This window comes from Ningiella algicola (assembly GCF_028401415.2).
Lineage (GTDB): Bacteria > Pseudomonadota > Gammaproteobacteria > Enterobacterales > Alteromonadaceae > Glaciecola.
The window spans coordinates 1,902,220-1,926,439 of sequence record NZ_CP171821.2 but is presented as its reverse complement, the minus strand read 5'-3'; the positions used below and the strand labels follow the sequence as shown (position 1 = coordinate 1,926,439).

The 24,220-nt window shown below is 44.6% G+C and carries 24 protein-coding genes; 10 read left to right on the top strand and 14 right to left on the bottom strand.

Going from position 1 to position 24,220, the window contains the following annotated elements; all coding sequences use genetic code 11:
- Nucleotides 1-8: 8 nt before the first annotated feature.
- Entirely contained in the window at nucleotides 9-1,256 is a 1,248-nt protein-coding gene (locus PN836_RS08435) for an alginate lyase family protein (RefSeq protein ID WP_395344800.1), read from the bottom strand.
- A 198-nt stretch (nucleotides 1,257-1,454) separates the two neighbouring features.
- Here PN836_RS08435 and PN836_RS08430 point away from each other — a divergent pair, with 198 nt between their 5' ends.
- The 5 genes from PN836_RS08430 to ung all read left to right on the top strand — a co-directional run bounded on the left by PN836_RS08430 (nucleotide 1,455) and on the right by ung (nucleotide 9,655).
- The gene (locus PN836_RS08430) at nucleotides 1,455-3,896 is read left to right on the top strand and encodes a methyl-accepting chemotaxis protein (protein ID WP_395344799.1); all 2,442 of its coding nucleotides are present in this window, start codon (nucleotides 1,455-1,457) and stop codon (nucleotides 3,894-3,896) included.
- 266 nt (nucleotides 3,897-4,162) lie between these two features.
- Nucleotides 4,163-6,628 carry a bifunctional aspartate kinase/homoserine dehydrogenase I gene (gene thrA, locus PN836_RS08425; RefSeq protein ID WP_395344798.1) on the top strand — a complete coding sequence of 822 codons (2,466 nt, stop codon included), beginning with the start codon at nucleotides 4,163-4,165 and terminating at the stop codon, nucleotides 6,626-6,628.
- Nucleotides 6,628-7,587 carry a homoserine kinase gene (gene thrB, locus PN836_RS08420; RefSeq protein WP_395344797.1) on the top strand — a complete coding sequence of 320 codons (960 nt, stop codon included), beginning with the start codon at nucleotides 6,628-6,630 and terminating at the stop codon, nucleotides 7,585-7,587. Before thrA ends, thrB begins: the two co-directional genes overlap by 1 nt.
- 30 nt (nucleotides 7,588-7,617) lie before the next feature.
- Nucleotides 7,618-8,901, top strand: a complete 1,284-nt coding sequence (gene thrC / locus PN836_RS08415; protein ID WP_395344796.1) for a threonine synthase — start codon at nucleotides 7,618-7,620, stop codon at nucleotides 8,899-8,901.
- A gap of 43 nt (nucleotides 8,902-8,944) precedes the next feature.
- Entirely contained in the window at nucleotides 8,945-9,655 is a 711-nt protein-coding gene (gene ung / locus PN836_RS08410) for a uracil-DNA glycosylase (RefSeq protein ID WP_395344795.1), read from the top strand.
- 1 nt (nucleotide 9,656) lies between these two features.
- Here ung and PN836_RS08405 read toward each other — a convergent pair whose 3' ends face one another.
- The 3 genes from PN836_RS08405 to tal all read right to left on the bottom strand — a co-directional run bounded on the left by PN836_RS08405 (nucleotide 9,657) and on the right by tal (nucleotide 12,866).
- The gene (locus PN836_RS08405) at nucleotides 9,657-9,833 is read right to left on the bottom strand and encodes a DUF3545 family protein (RefSeq protein ID WP_395344794.1); all 177 of its coding nucleotides are present in this window, start codon (nucleotides 9,831-9,833) and stop codon (nucleotides 9,657-9,659) included.
- A gap of 375 nt (nucleotides 9,834-10,208) precedes the next feature.
- Nucleotides 10,209-11,849 carry a glucose-6-phosphate isomerase gene (gene pgi / locus PN836_RS08400; RefSeq protein ID WP_395344793.1) on the bottom strand — a complete coding sequence of 547 codons (1,641 nt, stop codon included), beginning with the start codon at nucleotides 11,847-11,849 and terminating at the stop codon, nucleotides 10,209-10,211.
- Nucleotides 11,850-11,912: 63 nt separating this feature from the next.
- Nucleotides 11,913-12,866, bottom strand: a complete 954-nt coding sequence (gene tal / locus PN836_RS08395) for a transaldolase (RefSeq protein ID WP_395344792.1) — start codon at nucleotides 12,864-12,866, stop codon at nucleotides 11,913-11,915.
- 237 nt (nucleotides 12,867-13,103) lie between these two features.
- Here tal and yaaA point away from each other — a divergent pair, with 237 nt between their 5' ends.
- Nucleotides 13,104-13,889 carry a peroxide stress protein YaaA gene (gene yaaA / locus PN836_RS08390; RefSeq protein ID WP_395344791.1) on the top strand — a complete coding sequence of 262 codons (786 nt, stop codon included), beginning with the start codon at nucleotides 13,104-13,106 and terminating at the stop codon, nucleotides 13,887-13,889.
- A gap of 9 nt (nucleotides 13,890-13,898) precedes the next feature.
- Nucleotides 13,899-14,531, top strand: a complete 633-nt coding sequence (locus PN836_RS08385) for a glutathione S-transferase family protein (protein ID WP_395344790.1) — start codon at nucleotides 13,899-13,901, stop codon at nucleotides 14,529-14,531.
- Between the two features lie 5 nt (nucleotides 14,532-14,536).
- Here the strand turns inward: PN836_RS08385 and PN836_RS08380 are convergent, their stop codons facing one another.
- The 4 genes from PN836_RS08380 to PN836_RS08365 are packed head-to-tail and all read right to left on the bottom strand — an operon-like array spanning nucleotide 14,537 to nucleotide 17,135.
- The gene (locus tag PN836_RS08380; RefSeq protein WP_395344789.1) at nucleotides 14,537-14,983 is read right to left on the bottom strand and encodes a DUF4426 domain-containing protein; all 447 of its coding nucleotides are present in this window, start codon (nucleotides 14,981-14,983) and stop codon (nucleotides 14,537-14,539) included.
- A gap of 54 nt (nucleotides 14,984-15,037) precedes the next feature.
- A complete protein-coding gene (locus PN836_RS08375; protein ID WP_395344788.1) occupies nucleotides 15,038-15,583 on the bottom strand; it encodes a YggT family protein in 546 nt (181 codons plus the stop codon).
- A gap of 15 nt (nucleotides 15,584-15,598) precedes the next feature.
- Complete coding sequence (gene proC, locus PN836_RS08370) at nucleotides 15,599-16,420, bottom strand: pyrroline-5-carboxylate reductase (protein ID WP_395344787.1); 822 nt, start codon at nucleotides 16,418-16,420, stop codon at nucleotides 15,599-15,601.
- Nucleotides 16,410-17,135 (bottom strand): YggS family pyridoxal phosphate-dependent enzyme, encoded by a 726-nt coding sequence (locus PN836_RS08365; protein WP_395344786.1) that lies wholly within the window; start codon nucleotides 17,133-17,135, stop codon nucleotides 16,410-16,412. The genes proC and PN836_RS08365 overlap by 11 nt, the downstream gene beginning before the upstream one ends.
- Nucleotides 17,136-17,241: 106 nt before the next feature.
- Here PN836_RS08365 and PN836_RS08360 point away from each other — a divergent pair, with 106 nt between their 5' ends.
- Complete coding sequence (locus PN836_RS08360; RefSeq protein ID WP_395345554.1) at nucleotides 17,242-18,267, top strand: type IV pilus twitching motility protein PilT; 1,026 nt, start codon at nucleotides 17,242-17,244, stop codon at nucleotides 18,265-18,267.
- A 26-nt stretch (nucleotides 18,268-18,293) separates the two neighbouring features.
- A complete protein-coding gene (locus PN836_RS08355) occupies nucleotides 18,294-19,409 on the top strand; it encodes a PilT/PilU family type 4a pilus ATPase (RefSeq protein WP_395345551.1) in 1,116 nt (371 codons plus the stop codon).
- A gap of 238 nt (nucleotides 19,410-19,647) precedes the next feature.
- Here PN836_RS08355 and PN836_RS08350 read toward each other — a convergent pair whose 3' ends face one another.
- Nucleotides 19,648-20,325: a hypothetical protein gene (locus PN836_RS08350; protein WP_395344785.1), complete on the bottom strand. Its 678-nt coding sequence runs from the start codon at nucleotides 20,323-20,325 to the stop codon at nucleotides 19,648-19,650.
- A 293-nt stretch (nucleotides 20,326-20,618) separates the two neighbouring features.
- On the opposite strand from PN836_RS08350, the gene PN836_RS08345 reads away from it, so the two are divergent.
- Nucleotides 20,619-20,936, top strand: coding sequence for a DUF2007 domain-containing protein (locus PN836_RS08345; RefSeq protein WP_395344784.1), 318 nt, complete (start codon nucleotides 20,619-20,621; stop codon nucleotides 20,934-20,936).
- Nucleotides 20,937-20,997: 61 nt separating this feature from the next.
- On the opposite strand, the gene ruvX is transcribed toward PN836_RS08345, so the two are convergent.
- The 5 genes from ruvX to PN836_RS08320 all read right to left on the bottom strand — a co-directional run bounded on the left by ruvX (nucleotide 20,998) and on the right by PN836_RS08320 (nucleotide 24,113).
- Nucleotides 20,998-21,423: a Holliday junction resolvase RuvX gene (ruvX, locus tag PN836_RS08340; protein WP_395344783.1), complete on the bottom strand. Its 426-nt coding sequence runs from the start codon at nucleotides 21,421-21,423 to the stop codon at nucleotides 20,998-21,000.
- Nucleotides 21,424-21,446: 23 nt separating this feature from the next.
- Nucleotides 21,447-22,022: a YqgE/AlgH family protein gene (locus PN836_RS08335; RefSeq protein WP_395344782.1), complete on the bottom strand. Its 576-nt coding sequence runs from the start codon at nucleotides 22,020-22,022 to the stop codon at nucleotides 21,447-21,449.
- Between the two features lie 12 nt (nucleotides 22,023-22,034).
- A complete protein-coding gene (gene gshB, locus PN836_RS08330) occupies nucleotides 22,035-22,997 on the bottom strand; it encodes a glutathione synthase (protein ID WP_395344781.1) in 963 nt (320 codons plus the stop codon).
- A gap of 103 nt (nucleotides 22,998-23,100) precedes the next feature.
- Nucleotides 23,101-23,829, bottom strand: a complete 729-nt coding sequence (locus tag PN836_RS08325) for a 16S rRNA (uracil(1498)-N(3))-methyltransferase (protein ID WP_395344780.1) — start codon at nucleotides 23,827-23,829, stop codon at nucleotides 23,101-23,103.
- A 110-nt stretch (nucleotides 23,830-23,939) separates the two neighbouring features.
- Nucleotides 23,940-24,113: a hypothetical protein gene (locus PN836_RS08320; protein ID WP_395344779.1), complete on the bottom strand. Its 174-nt coding sequence runs from the start codon at nucleotides 24,111-24,113 to the stop codon at nucleotides 23,940-23,942.
- Nucleotides 24,114-24,220 lie beyond the last annotated feature (107 nt).

The window sequence follows — 24,220 nt, the reverse complement described above, 5'->3', positions numbered from 1 at the left end:
CTCGCTGCTTAAAGCCAGAGTAAGGGATGACGTACCGGCGTATTTCGAATAATTTCATAAGTTTGTGGGTCGCTCTGAAGCGTTGCAAAGAGTGAAAGATAGTTAGTATTTTGCGTATGTTTTGCATGTAGCATCAAGCTAATATGCCTAACAGGCCATTCATCCCAATATTGAATATCTTGTTGATAGGGCCAGCTCGACTTATCTGCAATAAACGGGGTAATAAATGCCATGCCCTTTGCCAAGCTTCTGGTATTGCCTTGATCGTCAGTATCAATGAATTCCCAAAGCTTATCGTTTTCAGTAGAGGCAAGCTCGGCTAGAACCATCATGGCGTCAATGACAAACAGCGAGTAAGCGTAGGGCTTTGTTCTGGCTAGTTCAGCGTCAAAGCCGCCGTTTATATTCATCATCTGTTTGATGTAAACCTTCTTAAACTGCTGTCGAATCCACTTTAGCGTTTCTTGATCATTGGCAAGTCTTGCAAAAGAGGCAGCTTGCATCGACCAAGTGATCCCGTGATTATTTGGATGATGCTTTTCTTTCAGGCCATATTCATGCGTATTGAGCCACATTAAATACTCAGAAAACCATGCCTTTAGTGCTTTGGCACATGCATCTGGCAATGCCTCGCGCGCTATCAAAACTTCTATGCTTTTGGCGACTTCGACCAAGTGAATCGTGTCGATAATTCCAATACTTCTGCCGGTATAACGTCCCTGAATTGCTTGACCATATAGTAAACTAGGGTTCATACGAGTTGAGGAATGAATGAACCATGCTTGCAGATGTTCTATTGTTTTATTTAAGTACTGCTTGTTATCGCTTATCAGGTAAGCCGAGCTTAAAGTGGCAACAATATCACTAAAACGCATGAGCAGCTTTCTGTGATCGACAAAATTGTCGGGGTTTGATTCTCCATCTCGACGTATGTAGGGGCCATCAGGGTCTTCAGGATTGGGCCACCAATAATCCCCTTCCGAAAAGAAGTCATGTTTTGTGCCCATGCTTCTTGGTGAGGTCACTGAGCTTATAGTGAGTACCTGTTCACTTAAGTAAAGATTAGCCTTGCGCATAATGCGCGCGCGCTCAAGCTCGGTGATCGCCTTAGAAAAGTCGACCGTTGCTTTAAGCTCAAAGCTTTTGTTGTCGACTTCTTTAGGCGGGGCTGCTAATGCATGTCCGAGCAATACAAAGCATAGTAATAAGCCTTTTTGAAACATGCATCTGTATTTAAGAGTCCCTTGACTTCTCATATAGCTGTGGTTCCTCACCTACTGTCGTTAGCTTTGCTCACCCAAGACCCTATACAATTTTAATTGGAAGCACAATGCCATGTGTTTTTGAGATTACTCCGTCATTATTGTTCATAGTTTTATTTTGGGGCTTTAGCTCTTTGTGCTTTGTGCCGATACCTCAACCAATGGACTTTTTAAATTATCGGTAACAAGCACATGAACATCAAAACAAAAATGCTAATTGGTGGTGGCCTTTTAGCGGCATTGCCAATTCTTATCGGGAGCTGGCTGACGGGAAGCGCAGCTATTTCGGTTGGCAAAAGCGCGCTGGAAGAGGACGCAAGAGAATCGCTAATTGCTATCCGCGATATCACAGCCAGCCAAATTACTGAGTATTTTTCAACAATAGAGAATCAAACACTGTCACTGTCAGACAACCCCACAGTGATAAATGCATTGTCAGAGTTTGCTACTGCGGCAAATGATTATGCACAAGTTGATACTGTCTCAGACATCGAAAAAGACCGCAGTTTAGAAGCTTTTTATCAGGCGAATTTTCAAAACAAGTATAACCGGCTCAATAGCAACCAGAAAATCGAGGCACTCGATTTACTGCAAGACCTTGACCCTGTTACACGCGCGCTGCAATACGATTACATCAGCAACAATCAATTTCCACTAGGCGAAAAACAAAAGCTTGAGTCGCTCAGTCAGGGCGGTGAATACTCCAAATTGCATCAAGATTACCACCCATATTTCCGCTCGTTTATTGAACGATTTGGTTTTTATGACTTGTTTTTGGTCGACATTGAAAGTGCGAAAATTGTGTATTCGGTGTTTAAGGAGCTGGATTTTGCCACTTCGCTTAGAGATGGCCCATATGCCTCCTCAGGCATCGGTGAAGCCTTTAAACGTGCACTTGAAATCGAACAAGACAATACAACGGCGCTGACCGATTTTGCGCCATATCTACCCTCATATAACGCGCAAGCTTCGTTTATAAGCGCGCCGGTTTATGAACAAGGGCGCAAAATTGGTGTGCTGATTTTGCAAATGCCGATAGATAGAATCAACGCTATCATGACTTATGACGGAAATTGGAAAGATTCCGGTTTGGGCGACTCTGGCGAAACCTACCTAGTAGGGAGTGACTTCACCATGCGCAGTAACGGTCGCTTTTTAATCGAAGACAAAGAAAACTATTTGGGCATGATGTCAGACCTTGGCTACTCTCCCTCACAACTTGAAGCGCTTGATAACACCGATTCAACCATTGGATTGCAAAAAGTTAAGACTCAGGGCACCCAAGCTGCCTTTAGCGGTAAAACTGGATTTAATATTTTCTCGGATTATCGCGGTATTGATGTGCTATCGGCGTTTAAACCGCTTGAAATTAACGGATTGCAATGGGCAATTTTGAGTGAAATTGACGCACAAGAGGCTTTTCTGCCAACGGTGGCGTTGCGAGATAGTACCGTTTCACGTGCGTCAATTGTGCTCGGTGTATCGCTGGTGATTGGAATTGTGGTATCCATTTTACTGGCCGGTACGGTGGTCAAGCCAATTGCAGAGTTACGAGCAATGTTGGCAAATATGGTTGGAGGCGAGGGAGACTTGACCCAGCGCATCCAAATGAAAGAGAAAAACGAGGTGGCTGAACTAGGCGGGTGGTTCAACCGTTTCATTGAGCAACTAGATACCACGTTTTCAGATCTGATTAAGACGGCCATGCGATTAGTCCCCATGTCGAAAGAGCTTACAGTCGGTAATCAAAGAATTTCTGAAGCGTCGAACCGACAAAACCAACAGATTTCTACCATGCGTGACAGACTGCACTGGGCCAGTAAATCATCAGAAAAAGTGCAAGAAGAGTCGGCCTTGATTGAACAATCGAGTGTTGAAGGTGCTAAGACCGTTGCTTCAGGCGTCGCAACCTTTAGTACCACTGAGGCGCAAATAAATAACCTTGACCAAATTATGACTGAAGCTAGCGTATCTATCGACTCGCTTAAAAGTGAGAGTGATAATATCGTTAGTGTCATAGATGTTATTAGCAATATTGCAGATCAAACCAACTTGCTTGCACTGAATGCTGCGATTGAGGCTGCGCGAGCAGGAGAGGCTGGCCGCGGGTTCTCGGTGGTAGCAGACGAAGTGAGGCTACTGGCTTCGCGCACCCAAGAATCTACATTGCAGGTTGCAAATATGGTTGAGGCCATTCAAAACAAAACAGAACTGGTGGTCTCAACAATGGGCAAAGGCTCAGACTCAGCCAAGCAATGCCATCAAAAAATACATGAAGCAAAAGATCAACTCCATCTTATTGAATCAACGATGGGGCAAATTAACGAGCGCGTTAGCACCATTTCTAACACCGTTAACGAGCAAAGAGAAAACTTTGAAAATGTTGCGGCCGATTTCGATAAATTAGATGCATGCTTTAGTGACTCTCAGGAAGCAAGCTTGGTGGCAGTTCAAATCGGTGCTGATATGAGCAAGATGAGTTTGAAGCTGCACGATATGGTTAACAAGTTCAAACTCAGCGATGACTCATGGAGCACAGCTACGCGCTCAAAAATGCGTATTGATGAAGCGATGGTCACCGAGCTTAAGCGCAGCGTAAAAAACCACGAGGCGTCTGAAAACGTTTTATTTTAGCCAAGATTGCTTTAGAAGTGTTGACATTTAGACGTCTATACGGCAAATTGAAGCAATGAAAACAATTCTAATAACTAACGACATGATGGAAATTATGACCATTACCACCTTTTCAAAGGGCGGTCGTTAGCTTATGCTATTTTCTAGTTAACGAAAGCCCGCGAAATGCGGGCTTTTTTTTGGATTTAATTTGTGTGAATGCGTTGGCATGACTGACGTTTTACAGTTTGAATAATGTAGCGGTTGAAAGTTTAAGGAGTAGGTAAATGAAGGTCTTGAAATTTGGTGGCTCGTCGCTTGCTGATGCACAGCGCTATATGCGCGTTTTCGACATCAGCCACAGCACCCACCAAAGCGAAGGCGCAGCTGTTGTGTTATCGGCTCCTAAAGGCGTAACGAACGCATTGTCCCTTTTATGTGAGCTAGCGCAATCAGGTAAAGACTATGGCGAGCTGTTAGCAAAACTAAATATGACCTTAACCAGCATTGCCTCGGAATTAAATGACATGCTGAGCACGCTTCAATACTCCGAGCTTTCCAGCTTCATTGACGAAAAGCTCGCTGTATTGAGCCAGCAGTTAGAGGGTATAAAGCTTCTCAAAACCTGTCCTGACTCGGTTACTGCTACTATTCTAAGCACAGGTGAATATGTGAGCGTTCGCATTTTCAGCGAAATTCTCAATGCTAAAGGCGTGAAAAATATCCTTATTGATCCTGTCGATTATGTGCAAGCATCGGGCGACTATCTTGATAGCGTGGCACAGCTTGACATCAGTCGCGCAAAATTTAGCGATGTGGATACCAGCTCAAATCAAGTCTTAATTATGCCGGGCTTTGTGGCTGCAAATGAAAACGGAGAGAAAGTCACTCTTGGTCGAAATGGCAGTGACTACTCCGCTGCAATTCTGGCGGCCTGTATCAATGCCTCGTGCTGCGAAATTTGGACAGATGTGGATGGCGTCTACAATGCCGATCCTAATCAGGTCGATGAAGCGGTTTTGCTTGACAAACTTACTTACCAAGAGGCCATGGAACTTTCGTATTTTGGTGCCAAGGTATTGCACCCTAAAACCATTGGACCCATCGCACAATTTGGTATCCCTTGTTTAATTCGAAACACGCTGAATCCAGCTGCGCCGGGAACCTTAATCAGTCATGAAAAGAGTGAAAAGTGGACTAGCGTAAAAGGCATCTCGCACCTAGAAGATATTGTGATGTTTAACGTCTCAGGGCCTGGCATGAAGGGTATGGTAGGCATGGCAAGTCGGATATTCGATGTCATCTCTAAAGGGCAAATTTCAATTTCTTTAATCACTCAGTCCTCTTCTGAGTACAGCATTAGCTTTTGTGTCGCGCAAAAAGATGCCCATCGCGCCCTTGAATTGCTAGAAGACGGCTTTGCTTTAGAGTTGAACAATCAATTACTTGAGCCTATCGAAATGCGTGAAAACCTCGCGATTGTCACGCTGGTGGGAGACGGTATGCGCCATTCTAAAGGCTTGGCCGCGAAGTTTTTCAGTGCGCTTGCCCAAGCACGAGTTAATAATGTGGCCATTGCACAAGGCAGCTCTGAGCGTTCCATATCAACGGTCGTCGAAAATAGTAAAGCGAAAAAGGCGGTTAAAGTCATACATCAAAACTTTTTCACCAACTTAAAAACCATTGATGCGTTTTTTATCGGCTGTGGTTTGGTCGGTAAAGCCTTACTTGACCAAATTGCTCAGCAACAGACAACGTTGCTGTCTAAAAATATCAAGCTAACGGTATATGGCATTGCGAATAGTAAAGGATGTCTGCTGGATGCAAATGGAATTGGGGTAAATGGGCAATGGGAAGGTAAACTCGCTGCTGCAGAACAGGCCTTGTCATTGGAAATGCTTCAAGAATTTGTGGTTAAAAACAGCTTAACCAACCCTGTCATTGTTGATTGCACGAGCAGTCAGAGTATCGCAGACCTTTATTTGGACTTTATGCGTTCGGGCTTTCATGTTGTCACGCCTAATAAAAAAGCCAATACATCAGACTATTCTCGTTACTTGGCGCTGCATGAGACCGCGTTGGAAAAACACCGCCAATATTTATATGAAACGACTGTTGGCGCAGGTTTGCCTGTTATCGATAATCTGCAAAAGTTGGTTATAGCCGGTGATGAGTTGAAAAAGTTTGAGGGAATATTGTCTGGCTCATTGTCGTTTGTGTTTGGTAAGCTCGATGAAGGCTTAAGTATTTCAGAGGCCACGCGCATCGCGAAAGCAAATGGATTCACCGAGCCTGACCCTAGAGACGATTTATCAGGCATGGACGTGGCGCGCAAGCTTCTGATTATGGCAAGAGAGGCTGGGCTTGCGCTTGAACTTTCAGACATTGATATTCAGTCGGTCTTGCCCAGAGACTTTGATGCATCAGGCGATGTGGCAAGCTTTATGGAAAATTTAACAAAGCTAGACGAGCAAATACAGACCAAAGTAGATGCCGCAAAGAGCAATGGCGAAGTATTGCGCTATGTAGGCGCTATTGAAAACGGCAAATGTACCGTCAGCATACAGTCTGTTGCACTTGATCATCCCCTAGCAGCGGTGAAAGACGGAGAAAACGCGCTGGCAATTCATTCGCGTTATTATCAGCCAATTCCTTATGTGATTAGAGGTTACGGCGCGGGCGCAACCGTCACCGCGGCTGGGGTATTTGCCGATTTGCTAAGAACGACACCAACTGAGCAGGAGTATCGCTAGTGTCGTCTGCGCCCACAAAAATTACTCGCGCTTTTGCACCGGCATCCATAGGTAACGTAAGCCTTGGCTTCGATTTACTCGGGGCGGCACTTGCGCCAATAGACGGCGAGCGATTAGGCGACATTGTTGAAGTCAGCAATGCCAAGGCGTTTTCATTAAGTGTTGATGGGCGTTTTGCCGACCGTCTTCCCAAAGGGCAAGACAATAACATTGTCACACGTTGCTATGATTTCTTTCAGCAAGCGTTAATAAGTCATAATAAACCGCCGCTAAAAGTGAAAATGCATTTACATAAAGCACTCCCCATTGGCAGTGGCCTAGGGTCTAGCGCTTCTTCAATTGTGGCTGCTTTTTACGCGCTTAATCAGCATGCAGACGTAGCCTTTGACAAAGACACCTTACTGTTGATGATGGGGGAACTTGAAGGTCAAATCAGCGGCAGTATTCATTATGACAACGTGGCGCCCAGCTATTTAGGTGGAATGACGCTGATGACGGGGCAAAGCGCTCCCGTTTGTTCTAGCCTGCCGGTGTTTGATGATTGGTATTGGGTAACATGTTATTCAGGTTTGTCGGTGTCAACTGCGGCGGCTCGCAACATTCTTCCGCGCCAATACGAGCTTGGCACCACGCTAAACTTTGGGCGTCAGGTCGCGGTGTTTATTCACGCGCTTCATAGTGGTGATCGTGCGCTTGCTGCTTCAGTGATGAAGGATGTTATTGCAGAAGAGCATCGTAAAACCCTGCTGCCGAATTTTGATGCAGCCAGACGCTACAGTGAATCGCAAGGCGCATTGGCCTTTGGGATCTCTGGCTCTGGTCCGACGGTTTTTGCCCTCGTCGATACGCTTGAATGCGCACAGCAAATTAAAAAATGGTTGGACGAGCACTATATTCAAAATGAAGATGGCTTTAGCCATATCTCAAAACTAGATACACAAGGTGCTTGCGAGCTATAATAGCGGCCAAGTCACAATAGGAATTACTGAGTGGAATTACAGAATCTTAAAGACGCATCTGACACCGTGAATTTTGCGCAAGCGGTAAAAAAGGGTTTGGGTAAGCATCAAGGCCTATATTTTCCCACCGATATACAGCCCATGCGGAATATTGATGAACTGCTAAAGATGCCTTTGGTTGAAAGAAGTCAGCACATTATTCGACACTTGGTTGGCGACGAAATGGCGCCTGACTTGCTTGATTTGATGATTTCAACGGCTTTCAACTTTGAAGCGCCTTTGGTGAGTGTGAGTGACAATATTTATAGCTTGGAGCTGTTTCACGGTCCAACACTTGCTTTTAAAGATTTTGGAGGGCGCTTCATGGCGCAGTGCTTGGCCAAAATAAGCGAAGGCAAACCAGTTACTATCTTAACAGCAACGTCCGGCGACACAGGAGCAGCAGTTGCGCACGCATTCCATGGGATTGACAACATCAATGTCGTTATCTTGTTTCCAAAAGGGAAAATTAGCCCATTACAAGAAAAGCTATTTACGACATTAGGCGGCAATATTCACACCGTTGCAATCAACAGTGATTTTGACGCTTGCCAGCAGCTTGTTAAAAGTGCATTTGATGACCCGGATGTCCGTGATGGCTTGCACTTAAACTCGGCAAATTCGATAAACATTAGCCGATTGCTGGCACAAGTGTGCTATTACTTTGAAGCCGTATCGCAATTACCTGATGATAAACGCGCGCAGTCGGTATTTGCTGTACCAAGTGGCAATTTCGGAAATTTAACCGCTGGCATCATAGCAAAAACTCTAGGTCTGCCAATTAAGCGCTTCATTGCCGCGACTAACAGCAACGACACCGTGCCGCGTTATCTGAGCAGCGGTGAGTGGAACCCAAAAGCGACAATCCCTACAATATCAAATGCCATGGACGTCAGTCAGCCGAATAATTGGCCTCGCATTGAGGCACTGGTAGAGAAAGGTTATTTTGAAAAATCCTTGCTAAAGGGTGAGGCCGTTGATGAGGAATCGACCCAAGTTGCCATGAAGCAATTACAGAGCTTAGGATATATTAGCGAGCCGCATGCAGCGATTGCATACCGTGCGCTAACGCGTCAACTGGAAGATTCGGAAATTGGCATATTCTTAGGTACGGCACATCCAGCTAAATTTAGAGAGACCGTTGAGAACGTGCTCGGTCAACCTATTCATCTTCCCCAGCCTTTAGTAGATGTGGCGGGCAAAGCGTCGCTTGCCAGTGAAATTGGTGATGATTATCAATCGCTGAAAGAGTATTTGTTCGCAACGCTCACATAGCGCTGCAATATACTATGCATGCACACCAAGATAGGTTGGAATAATGACAGAACTGCCACTGTTTGATTCGCCCGAAGCAAAGCTTAAGGGCGATATTACATGGAAGCAAATGCTATCGCAGGAAAAACAGCGACCTTACTTTATTGATTTAATGGCGTTCGTGCAGCAGGAGCGCCAGTCTGGTCAGATTGTTTACCCGCCTAAAGATGAGATGTTTAATGCATTCAAGTACTGTGAAGCGAATGATGTAAAAGTAGTGATCATCGGTCAGGATCCTTATCACGGGCCGAATCAAGCGCATGGCCTATGCTTTTCTGTGAAAAAGGGAAATAAGATACCGCCATCGTTACGTAATATTTATAAAGAGCTTGTTGACGACGTTGAGGGATTTACGCCACCCGTACATGGTGAACTCACCAAATGGGCGCAGCAGGGTGTTTTGCTGCTAAATACAGTAATGACGGTAAGAGATGGTCAAGCGCATTCACACAAAAACAAAGGATGGGAGCGCTTTACTGATACCGTGATACAGGGTATAAGCGATTCATTGCACGGTGTTGTATTTTTACTTTGGGGAAGCCCAGCACAAAAAAAGGCGCAACTCATAGATACTACGCGTCACCACATACTAACAGCGGCTCATCCGTCACCATTGTCAGCTAATAGAGGATTTTTGGGCTGCAAACACTTTAGCCAAGCCAATCAGTTGCTAAGACAAAATGGTAAGCCAGTCATTGACTGGCGCATTGAGTAACTTAGCGGTTGGCTTGCTCAAGCTCCAACTCTAAGCCAACATCCATATCAATAAGCTCTTGCTTGAGGCGATATTTTTCCTTAATAGCCTCAATCTCGCGCCACTTGCGCTTTTTGGATTTAATTTTGTTAGGACGGGTTTCGTTGTCTAATACGGAAAGAATTTCGACTGAATCCATGTAGGATGCTCCTGTCAGCTATTTCGAACCAGTGGTAATTTGTTGTCCATATACAGCCTATTACCAGTCGCGAAACTGCAGATTTCTCTAATCGCGTTACTTAGTTGTATCACAAAGGCGCTCATTATCAAATAAAAATGTTACAAATGTGTTAACAAATCTAACTTGGTGATAAAAACACTTGTTTACAAGCCCCCCCAATATGGTCTCACTGAGCATGCGCTTGAGGCAAAAAGCCACAACTATGGAGCGCTTTCGCAAATGTTAACGAAGCTGCGCGAGCATGTACACAAGCTTTAAGCATTGTACTACGCCATTGAAAATCTTTACCTGTTTGGCGCTGACCTACCGAGTTATTTCTATTGTGTGGATATATTATGTTGTCTTCACAAATCGTTTTATTAACTGCGCGGTCGATTCGTCTACACCATCTAAGCTCATTTCCCCTTCAATCATGTCATATACATCGTTGCCTAGCACTTTACCAAGTTCCACACCCCACTGATCAAAGGAGTTTAAGCCCCACACGCAGCCTTGAACGAGTACTTTATGTTCGTACATGGCAATGAGTGCGCCTAGTGTTTTCGGGTCTAGCTGTTCAAATAAGAGCATGTTACTAGGATGGTTGCCTGGCATCGTTTTATGGGCTGCTAGATTGGATTTCTCGGCTTCTGGGAGTTCACTGCCCTGTAAATCGTCGAGGCATTCTTCAAAGCTCTTCCCTTGCATCAATGCCTGCGCTTGACCAAAGCAATTGGAAGCGAGCATGTTATGATGCGTCTCGTTTTGATTAGGCACCTTTAGCGGAAACATAAAATCCACTGGGATCGGCATATTGCTCTGATGAATAAGCTGATAAAAGGAATGTTGCCCATTGGTTCCTTCGCTGCCCCATATAATTGGGCCCGTGCCGTAATCGACCGTTCTGCCATCTAAGGTGGTTGATTTGCCGTTGCTTTCCATATCAAGTTGCTGGACATAGGCAGGGAAGCCACGCAGATAATGATAGTAGGGCAGTAAAGCATGCGACTGAGCGCCCATAAAGTTTCGATACCAAATCCCTAGCATAGCTAGTATGACGGGCATGTTTTTTTCAAACGGCGCTGCTTTAAAATGCTCGTCCATTTCATAGGCGCCTTGTAACAGTGCTTTAAAGTGGTCAAAGCCAATCGTCAAGCTGATTGGCAGGCCAATGGCAGACCACAGTGAATACCTGCCACCTACCCAATGCCCCATCGGGAACACATTGTCTTTTGACATGCCAAACTCGACCGCTGCCTTCACATTAGTAGAGACTGCGACGAAATGCTTAGCAATATCCGCTTGGCTAGGACCTTGTTTTAAAAACCAATCTTTGGCGCTTAAGGTGTTTTGCAGTGTTTCTTGCGTACTAAAAGACTTAGATGACATCACAAACAAGGTCGTTTCAGGGTTGGTTTGAGAAAGCACGTCTTGGATATGGCAGCCATCAACGTTTGCGACAAAATGGACTTTTAGGCCTCCGCGCCAATAAGGTTTGAGGCTTTCAGTGACAATTTTAGGGCCTAAAAATGAGCCGCCAATACCAATACTTACGACCGTATCAATCGCTTTACCCGTGTAACCAGTGTGTTCTTTGTTGTGAATACTTTGCGTAAATCGCTTCATGCGCTCAAGCGTGGCGTGCACCTCTGGCATAATGTCTTCACCGTCAAGATGTACTGGCTGGCCTGAGAAGTTGCGCAAGGCTGTGTGAAGGACTGCTCGCTGTTCAGTGGTATTAATCGCCTCACCACCGAACATATCGCTTATCTTTTGTTTGAGGCCACGCTGGTTTGCAAGATCAAACAAGGCGCTTAGTACATCTTCGGTAACGCGGTTCTTAGAGTAGTCCAACGTAATACCCACTGCGTCAAGCGTGTATTTTTTCGCACGCGACGGTTCTCGATTAAACATATCGCGCATGTGGTGTCGCTTGACTAAAGGCGCTAGTTTTTCAAGCTCAGTCCATGCAGGGGATTTTCGAAGACGTTCCATATGGTTTCCTAGTGGCTTACATTAGCTGATGATAATTTGAGTAAAGGGAGCTGTTGGCGCGCTTTAAAAGCGCGCTTTTAACAAGCTCTCTAATTTAACCTGATCTGCAGCAAAATTTCGAATCCCTTCTGCTAGTTTTTCAGTCGCCATTGGGTCTTGGTTCATGTCCCAGCGAAATGCCGCTTCAGTCAGTTTTGAATCCACAGAGCCAGTTTGTCCCTTATCAGACAGCACGGCTTTAAGCTCGCCCGGCGTATTTTCAAGTTCTTCTAAGAGTCCAGGGCTGATGGTGAGTCGGTCACAGCCAGCTAATGCGACGATTTCACCGGTGTTGCGAAAGCTTGCGCCCATGACAACGGTTTTGTAGCCATTGTCTTTGTAATAGCGGTAAATTTGACTTACAGATTTTACACCCGGGTCGTTTGCGCCCTCAAAGTCGCTATCTTCGCTATTAGCTTTGTACCAGTCCAAAATACGTCCAACGAAGGGGGAGATAAGAAATACGCCCGCCTCTGCACACGCACGCGCCTGCGCAAAGCTAAATAAGAGGGTAAGATTACAGTTAATACCTTCCTTTTCAAGCACTTCAGCGGCTTTGATGCCTTCCCATGTGGAAGCAATTTTAATGAGTATGCGCGACTTATCTACCCCAACCTCTTTGTATAAGGCAATGAGCTCGTGTGCCTTATCGATCGTCGCTTGCGTATTAAAGGATAATCTCGCGTCTACTTCTGTGGAAATTCGTCCAGGAACAACGCCTACGATTTCTTTACCAATGGCAACCGCCAAGTGATCACAAGCTGCATTTGCTTGGGCGTCAGCATCGCCAGACTGGGTCTTGCCATAGGCGATAGCTGCATCAATCAATGTATCGTACTGTGGCAGTGCAGCAGCCTTTAACAGTAGAGATGGATTGGTCGTTGCGTCTACAGGTTGATATTTTTTGATGGCGTCGATATCGCCGGTATCAGCGACAACCGTTGTCATGGAGCGAAGAGATTCTAATTGATTAGACATATTGTTCCTTTAACTAACTTGCACGATTCGTTTAGCGTTTAAGCATACCAAGTTAGCGGGGGCAATGACTAGCGACCTTGCCCGATAAAGCGATTTTTCATAAATGACAGATGAAATTTTCGTTCGCTTAAGGCTTTTAAAAGCATTTTTTCGTATAATTAGGCCACCATTACCGTCTATATTACAGTGCTTTTGGAACAATGAAGTGCTTTTACTTTGAAGGAAGTGTATTACCTTATGCTAATTCTAGTATCGCCTGCAAAAAATTTAGATTACCAATCTGACATTCCTGCCGTTAAGGCCACGCAACCGCGCTTAAGTGCACAAATCGACACCTTGGTAAAGGTGTGTAAAAAGCTCTCCCCTGCTGATTTGAGCTCGCTGATGTCAATCAGCGACAAGCTCTCCATTTTAAACGCTGAGCGATTTAACTCTTTTGAAACGCCGTTTACCGAACAAAATGCGCGGCCCGCTATTTATGCCTTTAATGGTGATGTGTATGCTGGACTCGATGCGCTCTCGCTAGGCGATGAGGCGATTGAATTTGCACAATCTCATTTACGCATTTTATCCGGCCTTTATGGCGTGCTTAGACCTTTGGACTTAATGCAGCCATATCGCCTGGAAATGGGCACGAAGCTTTTAACGCCTAAAGGCAAATCTCTCTACGAGTTTTGGGGCAGCGACATTACAGATTTGATTAAACAAGACTTGAGCACCCAAGGTGATTCAGTGATTGTAAATCTTGCTTCAAACGAATACTTCTCGTCTGTGAAAACATCTGAGCTTAAAAACAACGGCGCGACGATTATCACGCCGCACTTTAAAGATGAGAAAAATGGCAAATATAAAATCATCAGTTTTTATGCTAAAAAAGCGCGCGGCATGATGGCGCGTTACATTATTGAAAACCAGTTGAAAGATGTGTCAAAGCTGAAAAATTTTGATACGGCTGGATATCGCTTTGACGAGCAAGCAAGCACTCAAAGTGATTTTATGTTTAAACGAGCAGAACAAAAATAAGGAATACATGTGTTAACAGTATTGAGTTATCCAGGAACACGGGGCGTTAGAATTACTTGGGCGTGCGAAGAACTTGGGCTTGATTATGAATATCAATTGGTCAATTTATATAAAAACGAGCATAAGCAGCCGGAATTTCTTAAAGTAACTCCCATGGCTAAGGTACCTGCGCTGATTGACGGCGACTTAAGCCTTGCGGAGTCAGGCGCGATTGTAAGCTACCTCGCTGACAAAGCCGGTCGCTTGATTCCAAATGCGGGGACGCCAGAGCGCGGCCTTTACGAGCAAGCCATGTATTTTACACTAACTGAGCTGGAACAGCCGCTTTGGACCATAGCAAAGCATAAATTTGTCTATCCAGAGCAGCAGCGCATTGAAAAAATGCAAGCACTCGGTGCCTTGGAGTTTGAAAGTGCCCTGAAGATATTTAGTAAACTGCTAGGCGACAAGCCATTTATTCTCGGGGACGACTTTTCCGTTGCCGACGTTGTGGCAGGACATACACTGTCGTGGGCACAGGGCTTTAAACTGAGTCTTGTTCATAATAATGTAGAGAAATACGCAAAAAACGTGCTTGCAAGAGATGCACTTGCGAGGGCCAGAAAGCGCGAGGAAGATGCAAAAGAGAAACTAGACGCTTAAAAGGCTTATTCCTCTTCGTACATTTTTTGCTGGAACTGAAGCACCTCTGAGCGCTTTGAGTCAGTGATGGAGATATTAAAGCGAAGCACTTCTTTGTCATCAAACGAGACACTTGCCAGATGATAAATGGCTTCGCCTTCTTTGACAGTCTTAAACTCTAGCGTTTTGTTGGTGCCCAATAAATTGCGTGCACTGCCGCTTACGTCAACATCCAAGGCTTTTTTACTCGTGCTGTCTAGCACAGAAATATTAACCAGCGCGTTAGTAGACGAGCGAACGATACCGTTCGCTCTGGCGACTTCAGGCGTCAAAAAAGTGCTTGGAATGGCAATATAGTGCACGTCCCAGTTGCCCAGTACCTTCTTTTGCTCCGCTTGAGCCAATGGCACTAACATCAGGGTTAAGATCACCAAGCTGCTCGCAGCTGCAAAGTATTTAGCAAGATATTTCATCAGTTTCCTCGCGTTGCTTATTTTCTTTCTACCTTGATATGCGCTTATACAAATTTAGATCCCCGGCCCAAACACATCGCCCAATAGAATGCGTACAAATTGCAGTGCAATAATCGCTATCAGTACCGATAAATCTAAGCCACCCATGGGTGGAATAACGCGACGAATAGGCGCAAGCATGGGTTCGGTAAGCTGGTGCATAACAAGCTCCATAGGGTTATTCCCTTGACTAACCCAGCTTAATATCGCGCGAATAATGAGGATCCAAAACATGATATTCAAAGTTTGGCTGATAAATATGGCGATGGCAGTGATGATAATACTCAATACTGGAGGTAAACCAGCACCGAACAATAAACTTAATGTGATGATTTTAAGTCCGGCAATGACAATTCCGAAGACTAAGGTGGCGGTATCAAGGCGTCCAATTGATGGGATAAGTCGTCTTAACGGCCCTACCGCCGGCTGCGTCGCCTTTACCACAAATTGACTGAAAGGATTATAAAAGTCGGCTCTGGCAAACTGTAGCCACAGGCGTAATATTACCACCATTAGATAAAGGTTAAATATGGTGTCTACCAGAAAATATGTTGCATTCATACTGCTTGCTTTCCCCTAAAATTCTTTCGCCATTTGTTTAGCCCGCTTTACGGCTGCGCGCATTGCTTCACTGAATATGTGTGCTACATCGTGTTTTTGCAAGGTTTTTACCGCTTCGTGAGTGGTACCGCCTTTTGAGGTAACGTTTTCTCTTAAGCTTGCCAATGATACTTCTTCATTAGCCTGCATCATTTGTGCACTGCCCAGCATAGCTTGTTGCACCAGTTTACGTGCGTCGTTTTCACTGAGCCCCATATTCATCGCCTCTTGCTGCATGGCTTGCGCAACATAAAAAAAGTAAGCGGGAGAACTGCCAGCAGCAGCAATCACCGTATCAATGTCACTCTCTTTGTCAACGAGCAAGGTTTGACCCACGTGATTCATCAAAAAAGCCGCAAATTGCGCGTCATCATGGCTGACGCCATTTGCCGCATAAATTCCACTCATACCATATCCAATCGAAGAGGGCGTATTGGGCATTACTCTAACAAGGTTTTCGAACCCCCCCAACATTTGACGTAAGCGCTGGCATTCAATGCCTGCAGCAATAGAAATGACCAATTTACCTGCTAAATCGACCTTTGATAAAAAATCACTACATACCGATGCCATCAGTTGAGGTTTGACAGACAATACAATGACCTGTGAAAACGCTATTGCGTTTTCATTATGTTGACTTGTCTTTATACCAAGCTTGTTTTCAAGTTCATCAAGTTTGGGGCGGCTCGGGTTACTGGCCATAATCATATTGCTGTCATAGCCTTTTGCGACCAAGCCTTCCACAATGGCTTTGGTCATATTGCCAGCACCGATAAAAGCGATTTTTCTAAAAGTCATGTCTCTCCTTTGTCTTTGTAGGGGCTTGCGCGCGTTTGCCAAAAATATCGGTTCCTACCCGAACCATGGTACTTCCACACGCGATGGCGAGGTCTAAATCATTGCTCATTCCCATTGATAGTGTATCTAAATCGGGAAAACGTGCTTGGCAACGTTTAAATAAGTCTTGCATCTTTTCGAGGCTTTGTCGTTGCTGCATTTTGCTGTCACTTGCCTTTGGGATAGTCATAAGGCCTCTACATGTAATGCGCGATAAACCTTGAATTTGTTCAATCAAGGCTTCGACGTCTTCTTCGCTTACCCCCGCTTTTGTCTCTTCATTATCGATATTGACCTGAATGCAGATATTTAAAGGGGATTGATGCGCTGAACGCTGGTCGTTTAAGCGCTTGGCAATCTTAAATCGGTCAAGGCTGTGCATCCAATCAAAATATTCTGCAATAAATTTACTCTTGTTTGACTGCAAGGGGCCGATAAAATGCCAGACGATATCTGAAAATTCTGCAAGCTCTTGGATTTTTTTGACACCTTCTTGCACGTAGTTTTCACCGAAATCACGTTGTCCGTTTTCATACGCAAGCAATACATCAGATACGGGTTTCGTTTTACTTACCGCGAGTAAGTGAATATCGTTATGATCGCGATTACAAGCGGCGCTGGCGTCCTGAATGCGTTGATTAACTCTCATGAGATTGTCAGCGATGTTAGTGCTCATTGACGATGTATTAGCCTCGTGTGATGAAGTTACTTACATAAAGGTTAAGCGTTTCGGTGACCATCCCCTTGTAATGCATAAATACTTGATGCTTGGAGAAAACGCTTTGGATATTAACGAACTACTTGCTTTTAGCGTACAAAATGGCGCTTCCGATTTACACTTAACCGCGGGATTACCTCCAATTATACGTGTAGACGGTGAAATGCGTCGACTTAATGTCGATTCGCTTTCGCACAAAAATGTGCACAGCCTGATATACGACATTATGAACGATAAACAGCGTAAAGAGTACGAAGAAAACCTTGAAGTGGACTTTTCTTTCGAAATCCCCGAGCTATCACGTTTCAGGGTCAATGCATTTAATCAAAACCGAGGCGCGGCGGCGGTATTGCGAACCATCCCCAGCAAAGTACTGACGCTAGATGAGCTAGGTGCGCCTGATATTTTCAAGCAAATTATTAACCAGCCTACGGGCATCATCTTGGTCACAGGGGCAACGGGGTCAGGTAAAAGTACCACCTTGGCGGCAATGATAGACTATATCAACACGCACAAGCGTGAGCATATTCTGACCATTGAAGATCCCATCGAATTTGTTCACAACAATAAGCTTTGCGTGCTGAACCAGCGCGAAGTGCACCGCGATACACACAGCTTCAACAATGCTTTGCGAAGCGCCCTACGTGAAGATCCCGATGTAATACTCGTGGGTGAGCTACGTGATTTGGAAACGATTCGCCTTGCCATTTCAGCCGCTGAAACCGGGCATTTGGTATTTGGTACCTTGCACACCAACTCTGCGCCTAAAACGATTGACAGAATAATTGATGTTTTTCCTGCTGAGGAAAAGTCCATGATCCGTTCTATGCTTTCAGAGTCTTTACGTGCGGTTATCTCTCAAACCCTGTTGAAGAAAGTCGGGGGTGGCCGTGTTGCAGCCCACGAAATCATGCTGGGGATCCCCGCTATCAGAAACTTAATTCGTGAAGACAAAGTGCCGCAGATGTACTCAGTTATCCAAACAGGGCAATCGCATGGCATGCAAACCATGGATCAGTGTTTGCAAAAGCTAGTGGCACAAGGTGTAATTACGCAGCAAGACGCCGCTGCACGTTCAACTGACAAATAGCATAAGCGATAAGAGAACTCCCAATGATGACATTAGATGATTGTTTAAAAGCCATGGTAGACATGGATGCTTCTGACCTGTTTGTCACAGCAGGTATGCCAGTTAGCGTGAAAATTAACGGCAAACTAAAACCGATTTCGGATCATCGTTTGAGTCAGGAAGATGCTTTATCTTTGGTTCATCAGGCCATGAATGAAGAGCAAATTGAAGACTTCAAACATGAGAAAGAATGCAACTTTGCAGTTAGTTTGATGGATGTGGGGCGTTTTCGTTGTTCCGCATTTTGGCAACGTGATGCGGCCGGCATGGTGGTGCGTCGTATTGTCGTTGAAATTCCAAAAGCGAGTTCATTGGGGCTACCTCCAATTTTGAACGACATTATTATGTCGAAAAAGGGGCTAGTACTATTTGTTGGCGGCACCGGCACGGGTAAGTCTACGTCACTGGCAGCCTTAATTGGCCACCGTAATGAAAACTCGTATGGGCATATACTCACCATAGAAGACCCCATCGAGTTTTTGCATTCGCATCGCAATTGTATTGTGACGCAAAGGGAAGTAGGTATTGACACACTCTCGTTTGATGAAGCGCTCAAAAGTTCGCTGCGTCAGGCGCCAGATGTCATTCTCATTGGCGAGATTCGTTCCATGGAGACCATGGAATATGCGATGTCTTTTGCCGATACTGGGCATTTGTGTGTAGCAACCTTGCACGCAAATAATGCTAACCAAGCGATTGAACGTATCATGCACCTAGCGCCAAAAGACTTGCACGCGAAACTGCGATACGATTTAAGTCAAAATATTCGTGCTATTGTTGCTCAGCAGTTAGTGCCCACTATTGACGGAAAAGGCCGTGTGGCTGCTATCGAAATTTTGCTTAACTCGCCACTCATTTCTGACTTGATTCAACGCAATGAAATGGGCGCGCTAAAAGAAGCAATGATGAAGGGCCGTGAGCTAGGTATGCAAACCTTTGATATGGCGCTATATGATCTTTACAAGTTGGGCAAAATCAATGAAGAACAAGCGCTTCATCATGCCGACTCACCCAATGATTTGCGTTTGATGATTAAACTGGACAGTAAATCATTCGGCAGTCCGTTAGGTTCATTAAGCAACGTATCGATTGATTTGGATTAGAAGGCTTAATAAAGGCGATTTGATCAAATGTTTGAAATTTCGCGGTGAGCCTAAAGGATCTTATTGGGTTTATCCTTACGAGTGGATGAATGATGATAAATATTTGATGTTTTCTATCGATTAGAAATGACAAACCTAAAGAGAATTGGTGAGGTGGATAGTTTGTGAGAATTATGTCTGCGGCAGATGCAAAAAGACCTGCCAAATAGCAGGTCTTTTTAGCTTTCAGACTTATAATCTAGCTTTTGCGGCGAAATACTAAGGCTATGCAAAACGCAGCAAAAACTGAAATACCCGCTGGCGAAGATACTGCTATAGAATCATCTCTGAACACTTGCAATAAATCGAGAACGTTTGCGCTATCGCCAAAAGTTCTAAGTGAAATTCCGCCATCTAACGCCCCCAGACTTCCGACATCCTGAGTTAATGAACCTAAGAGCGTCGTGCCATCGGTATCATATACCTTTCCAACTACTTCGGACGTTCCAAGGACAACTTCTAAGCGATACCATGTATCAAAGAGTACAGAAAAAGTCGTAATGTTTAACTCTGTAAAGCCAAAATCGGGATTGTCTTGAAAGCGGTAATCTTGCGTGTTGGAAGATAATACAAAAGAGTTTGTGCCTGCGTCGGTAGCTCCAAACCCAAGGTACGATCTACCTTCGCCAGAGAATTTCGTCCAAACTGAGATAACATCACCTGCTTGCAGTGCGAAATCATTGTATATAAACCCTCGATCTGTGTTTACGCTTTGCGCTCCCTCAAACGCGTCACTGGTGAGAATGGGTTGATTTCCAACGGTCGTCCAGTCATCCAGGCTAGATTCGAAATCTTCAGAAAACACTTCAACTAATGCCGCTTGGCTGCTAAACGCAATAGAAAGGCCAAACATACCTGCTACCAAATACTTCAACATATACAGCTCCTAATATGTAATTTTGTAATGTATGAAAGTGCCTGGTAAGCAAATTTGACACCAAGTTTAGATATTAATATATATCAATAAGATAGAAGTGTTTTTTGAGTTTTGAGACTAATTGTGTAAAACTTTCTGACGCTTCACAACTTTCTAAGGCAGTCTACTTAGCTTCTGATTTTTTATGGTCATTTGAATGAGTACCCCTGTTTTTGCGGTCTATATTAAGCAAGCCGATTGGCCTTGATTCCAAAAAAAGCGTCACGAGCACTGGCAATGAAGTTAAGGACAGTATGAAACGTTTCTATAAAGACTTTAATCAATTCAAAGTAAGACAGGTGTATTCAATTCTTGAAGATGCGGGTATTCCTTGCACCATCAAGAATGAGTTTATTCAGGGGGCTAGCGGCGAAATACCCCATCATGAGGCCTTGCCTGAGGTGTGGTTATTAGATGCTGATTGGGAGCCCAAAGCAAAGGAGTTGTTGAATATCTTGGAAGAAGATACCAAAGCCTTGGATGTGCCAGATTCTCAATGGCAATGTCAAAGGTGTAACGAATCGAATGAACCGCAATTTAGAATTTGTTGGCAGTGTCAGACGGCGCGCTAGTAGTTATTAGTCTTTGTGGTTAATTTAATTAGGGTCTTTATAGAGCGCGTTTATTGCTTTCTTATTGCCTATCGACGCTGCGCAACCAGCTTTCATATATTAGACAAGCTGACACGCTATCCACCTTTTCTTTCCCAAGCTTCTTAAAGCCACCTAATTCAAACAAACGCGCTTTTGCTTCAACCGTAGTTAAGCGTTCGTCATGCAAATGCACCGCTAACTTATATTTATGCGCTAAGCGCCGGCTGAACTTTTTAGCGTTAGCCGTGATGTCTTGCTCGCTGCCGTCCATGTTAAGCGGCAAACCCACCACACATGTTTGAGCCTGCCAATCTTTGATGAGCTCCTCAATGAGATCCCAGTCCGGTATCCCATCTTGTGCACGAAGAGCCGCCAGAGGTGAGGCGGTTCCTGTGATGCTTTGACCGACGGCCACGCCAATGCTCTTCATGCCAAAATCAAAGGCGAGTGTTGTTTGGCTGCTCATGTACTCATCCAGTTTATTTACACCTAAGCATTACCGGATTGCTGAGTGAGTTGCCAAACGTCAACGCCGAGTTTGTTCACCGCTGCCTGCCATTTTTTGTGGATGGGGGTATCAAAGAGTATCTCTTGGTCTGCTTCTATCGTCAGCCAGGCATTCTCTTGAATTTCTTGTTCTAGTTGACCTGCTCCCCAACCAGCATAGCCTAAGGCTACAATAGACTTGTCGGGTCCATCCTTTTTACCTACGACTGACAAAATGTCTTTGGAGGTGGTGACCATGATCTCAGAGCTTAATTCTAGACTTGAGGTAAAACCTCCTTTTGCAGAGTGCAAAACAAAACCTCGGTCAGGATGCACGGGGCCGCCGCAAACCACGATTTTTTCTTGTAAAGACTCACTTATTTCTGCGTTTGCATCAGCGTGAGTCATCAACTCTTTAAAGCTCATTTTTGAGGGTTGATTGATAACGAGCGCCATGGCGCCATCTTTGTTGTGTTCCAGAATATAGCTCACTGAGCGCGAGAAATACTGGTCATCTAATGCAGGCATGGCAATTAAAAAGTGGTTCTGCAAACTCGTGATTTGAGGGATGTCTGCCATGGCGTATGCTTCCTATAGCCTTCTTTCGATGGCGTCAAATAGCTTGCCACAAATATTAATGGGATAAGCGGCTTCGATTTCTCGAATACACGTAGGTGAGGTGATGTTAATTTCAGTTACTTTATTTCCAATCATGTCCAACCCTACTAGTAAAATACCTCTGTCAGGCATGTCTTTAGCGATCGCTTGCGCGACTTGCATATCTTCTTCACTCACGTCCTGTGCGCGACCCGTGCCACCCGCGGCTAGATTTCCGCGTGTTTCGTCTTTTGCGGCAATTCTTGCAAGGCAGTAGGGGATTACTTCACCGTCAATTAAGAGGATTCGTTTATCGCCATCTATAATTTCAGGCATGTAACGCTGTACCATAGCATGTCGAGCGCCGTTTTCTGTGAGCACTTCTGCAACAACACCCAGATTCACACCATCTTCTTTGACCCTGAAAATGGAGGTGCCGCCCATGCCGTCTAGTGGTTTACAAATAATGTCTTTGTGCTTGGCATGAAAGGCTTTGAAATCCGATTTCTGCGTTGTTACAAGCGTGTCAGGAATAAACTGCGGGTACAAGGCAGTGAAAAGCTTTTCATTAAAATCGCGCAAGGCTTGTGGTTTATTAACGACTAATGCACCTTGATGCTCAGCGAGTTCCAATATTTGGGTCGCATATAAATACTCAGCATCAAAAGGTGGGTCTTTGCGCATTATAATGACATCAAATTTGCCAAGTTCGACGCGTTTTTCGCTAATAAGCTGATAATAATCTTCCGCTGTATCTTGCACTTCAATCTGCCGAGACACGGCATACGCAATGCCATTGTCGATGCTCATATCTTTTTGTTGAATGTAATGAAGCGCATAACCGCGGCGCTGTGCTTCGAGCATAAGCGCGAAGCTTGTGTCTTTTTTTGTATTGATTGTATCGATCGGATCCATGATCACTGCGAGGGTCTTTGATGCGGTGTCAGCGTGATGCATTAGCTTCTTTATGTTGAAAGGTCGTATCAATATTGTGGTGCTTAAGCTAGAAAATGCAAGCCCGATTCTTTACGCTTTTCAAGGCGCAAATCAGTCCTTTACACTACAAATCACCGTGAAGCGTCTGCAGTACCGCGATGCTTACGGCAGCTGCGGTTTCTGTGCGCAGAATCCTTGGCCCCATATTGACAGATGAGTATCCAATTTGTTCAGCGGTGTAGATTTCCTGCTCTGAAAAACCGCCCTCAGGGCCAACGAGCAACTGAAAGCCTTGTTCGCATCGCGCAATACCCGATAAGTATCTTTGACTACCCGGTGCAAGAATGAGCCGACGCATGGGTGTTTGTTTTGCTATAAATTGGCTAAAAGGTATTGGGTGGTGTAGTTCGGGTAGTACATTACGCTGGCACTGCTCACATGCAGAAATGATTATTTTCATCCACTGCTCATGTTTTTTTTGCCATCGCTGTTCAGATAATTTAACACTGCATCGTTCGCTGATGATGGGGCTAATTTGAGTCACTCCCAGCTCAACGGCTTTTTGGAGCGCATAATCCATTCTATCGCCTTTGGAAATGCCCTGGGCAAGATGAATCCTTAAGGGAGACTCCACATTTAAACTAATCTGTGCGTTAACAAAAGCTAAGGTTTGTTTTTTATGTATTTGAGATATTTCAGCTGGGTAGTCGGCACCATCACCATTAAACAGTACAATTGGCGCGTGCTCCTTGAGCCTCAATACATTCGAAATATAGTGTGAGGTTGCAGCTTCCAGAGTGACTTCTCTGTCTGCATTTAATATCTGTGGGGTGTAAAATCTTGAAATGCGCATTCAGCTCACTAGGATTATGGATTAGCAGTTTAAAAGTATTAGGCAAAAAAAACGGAAGCATTATTGCCTCCGTTAAAGACCGTTACAAGCCTTTGGCGTGAAAATTTGTTCTATGACAAGGTTTGCTCAGTGATTGAAGCAGCGTTAGTGTCGTTAACTTTAATGCCTCGATGATTCTTACGAGCATGCACCGTATGCTTGCCTTTTGGCTCCGTTAAGCAGTATGCAAAAAGCCCTAAAACAGATATAAAGAGCACTGCTAAAATGATGATAGATAAGTCCATCTGAGAAACTCCGAAATTCCATTGGACGAATTTTATACACCTAGCAAGTTGCCATTGCAAGTAAATGTGTTGCAAATTTGATACACATTTCGTAAGTCTGTGTATTT

Excerpts from the sequence above, each read along its gene's own strand:
- PN836_RS08435 (WP_395344800.1), bottom strand. The coding sequence starts at position 1,256 with ATGAGAAGTCAAGGGACTCTTAAATACAGATGCATGTTTCAAAAAGGC.
- PN836_RS08430 (WP_395344799.1), top strand. The coding sequence starts at position 1,455 with ATGAACATCAAAACAAAAATGCTAATTGGTGGTGGCCTTTTAGCGGCA.
- thrA (WP_395344798.1), top strand. The coding sequence starts at position 4,163 with ATGAAGGTCTTGAAATTTGGTGGCTCGTCGCTTGCTGATGCACAGCGC.
- ung (WP_395344795.1), top strand. The coding sequence starts at position 8,945 with ATGACAGAACTGCCACTGTTTGATTCGCCCGAAGCAAAGCTTAAGGGC.
- PN836_RS08405 (WP_395344794.1), bottom strand. The coding sequence starts at position 9,833 with ATGGATTCAGTCGAAATTCTTTCCGTATTAGACAACGAAACCCGTCCT.
- pgi (WP_395344793.1), bottom strand. The coding sequence starts at position 11,849 with ATGGAACGTCTTCGAAAATCCCCTGCATGGACTGAGCTTGAAAAACTA.
- tal (WP_395344792.1), bottom strand. The coding sequence starts at position 12,866 with ATGTCTAATCAATTAGAATCTCTTCGCTCCATGACAACGGTTGTCGCT.
- yaaA (WP_395344791.1), top strand. The coding sequence starts at position 13,104 with ATGCTAATTCTAGTATCGCCTGCAAAAAATTTAGATTACCAATCTGAC.
- PN836_RS08380 (WP_395344789.1), bottom strand. The coding sequence starts at position 14,983 with ATGAAATATCTTGCTAAATACTTTGCAGCTGCGAGCAGCTTGGTGATC.
- PN836_RS08375 (WP_395344788.1), bottom strand. The coding sequence starts at position 15,583 with ATGAATGCAACATATTTTCTGGTAGACACCATATTTAACCTTTATCTA.
- proC (WP_395344787.1), bottom strand. The coding sequence starts at position 16,420 with ATGACTTTTAGAAAAATCGCTTTTATCGGTGCTGGCAATATGACCAAA.
- PN836_RS08365 (WP_395344786.1), bottom strand. The coding sequence starts at position 17,135 with ATGAGCACTAACATCGCTGACAATCTCATGAGAGTTAATCAACGCATT.
- PN836_RS08355 (WP_395345551.1), top strand. The coding sequence starts at position 18,294 with ATGACATTAGATGATTGTTTAAAAGCCATGGTAGACATGGATGCTTCT.
- PN836_RS08350 (WP_395344785.1), bottom strand. The coding sequence starts at position 20,325 with ATGTTGAAGTATTTGGTAGCAGGTATGTTTGGCCTTTCTATTGCGTTT.
- PN836_RS08345 (WP_395344784.1), top strand. The coding sequence starts at position 20,619 with ATGAAACGTTTCTATAAAGACTTTAATCAATTCAAAGTAAGACAGGTG.
- ruvX (WP_395344783.1), bottom strand. The coding sequence starts at position 21,423 with ATGAGCAGCCAAACAACACTCGCCTTTGATTTTGGCATGAAGAGCATT.
- PN836_RS08335 (WP_395344782.1), bottom strand. The coding sequence starts at position 22,022 with ATGGCAGACATCCCTCAAATCACGAGTTTGCAGAACCACTTTTTAATT.
- gshB (WP_395344781.1), bottom strand. The coding sequence starts at position 22,997 with ATGCATCACGCTGACACCGCATCAAAGACCCTCGCAGTGATCATGGAT.
- PN836_RS08325 (WP_395344780.1), bottom strand. The coding sequence starts at position 23,829 with ATGCGCATTTCAAGATTTTACACCCCACAGATATTAAATGCAGACAGA.
- PN836_RS08320 (WP_395344779.1), bottom strand. The coding sequence starts at position 24,113 with ATGGACTTATCTATCATCATTTTAGCAGTGCTCTTTATATCTGTTTTA.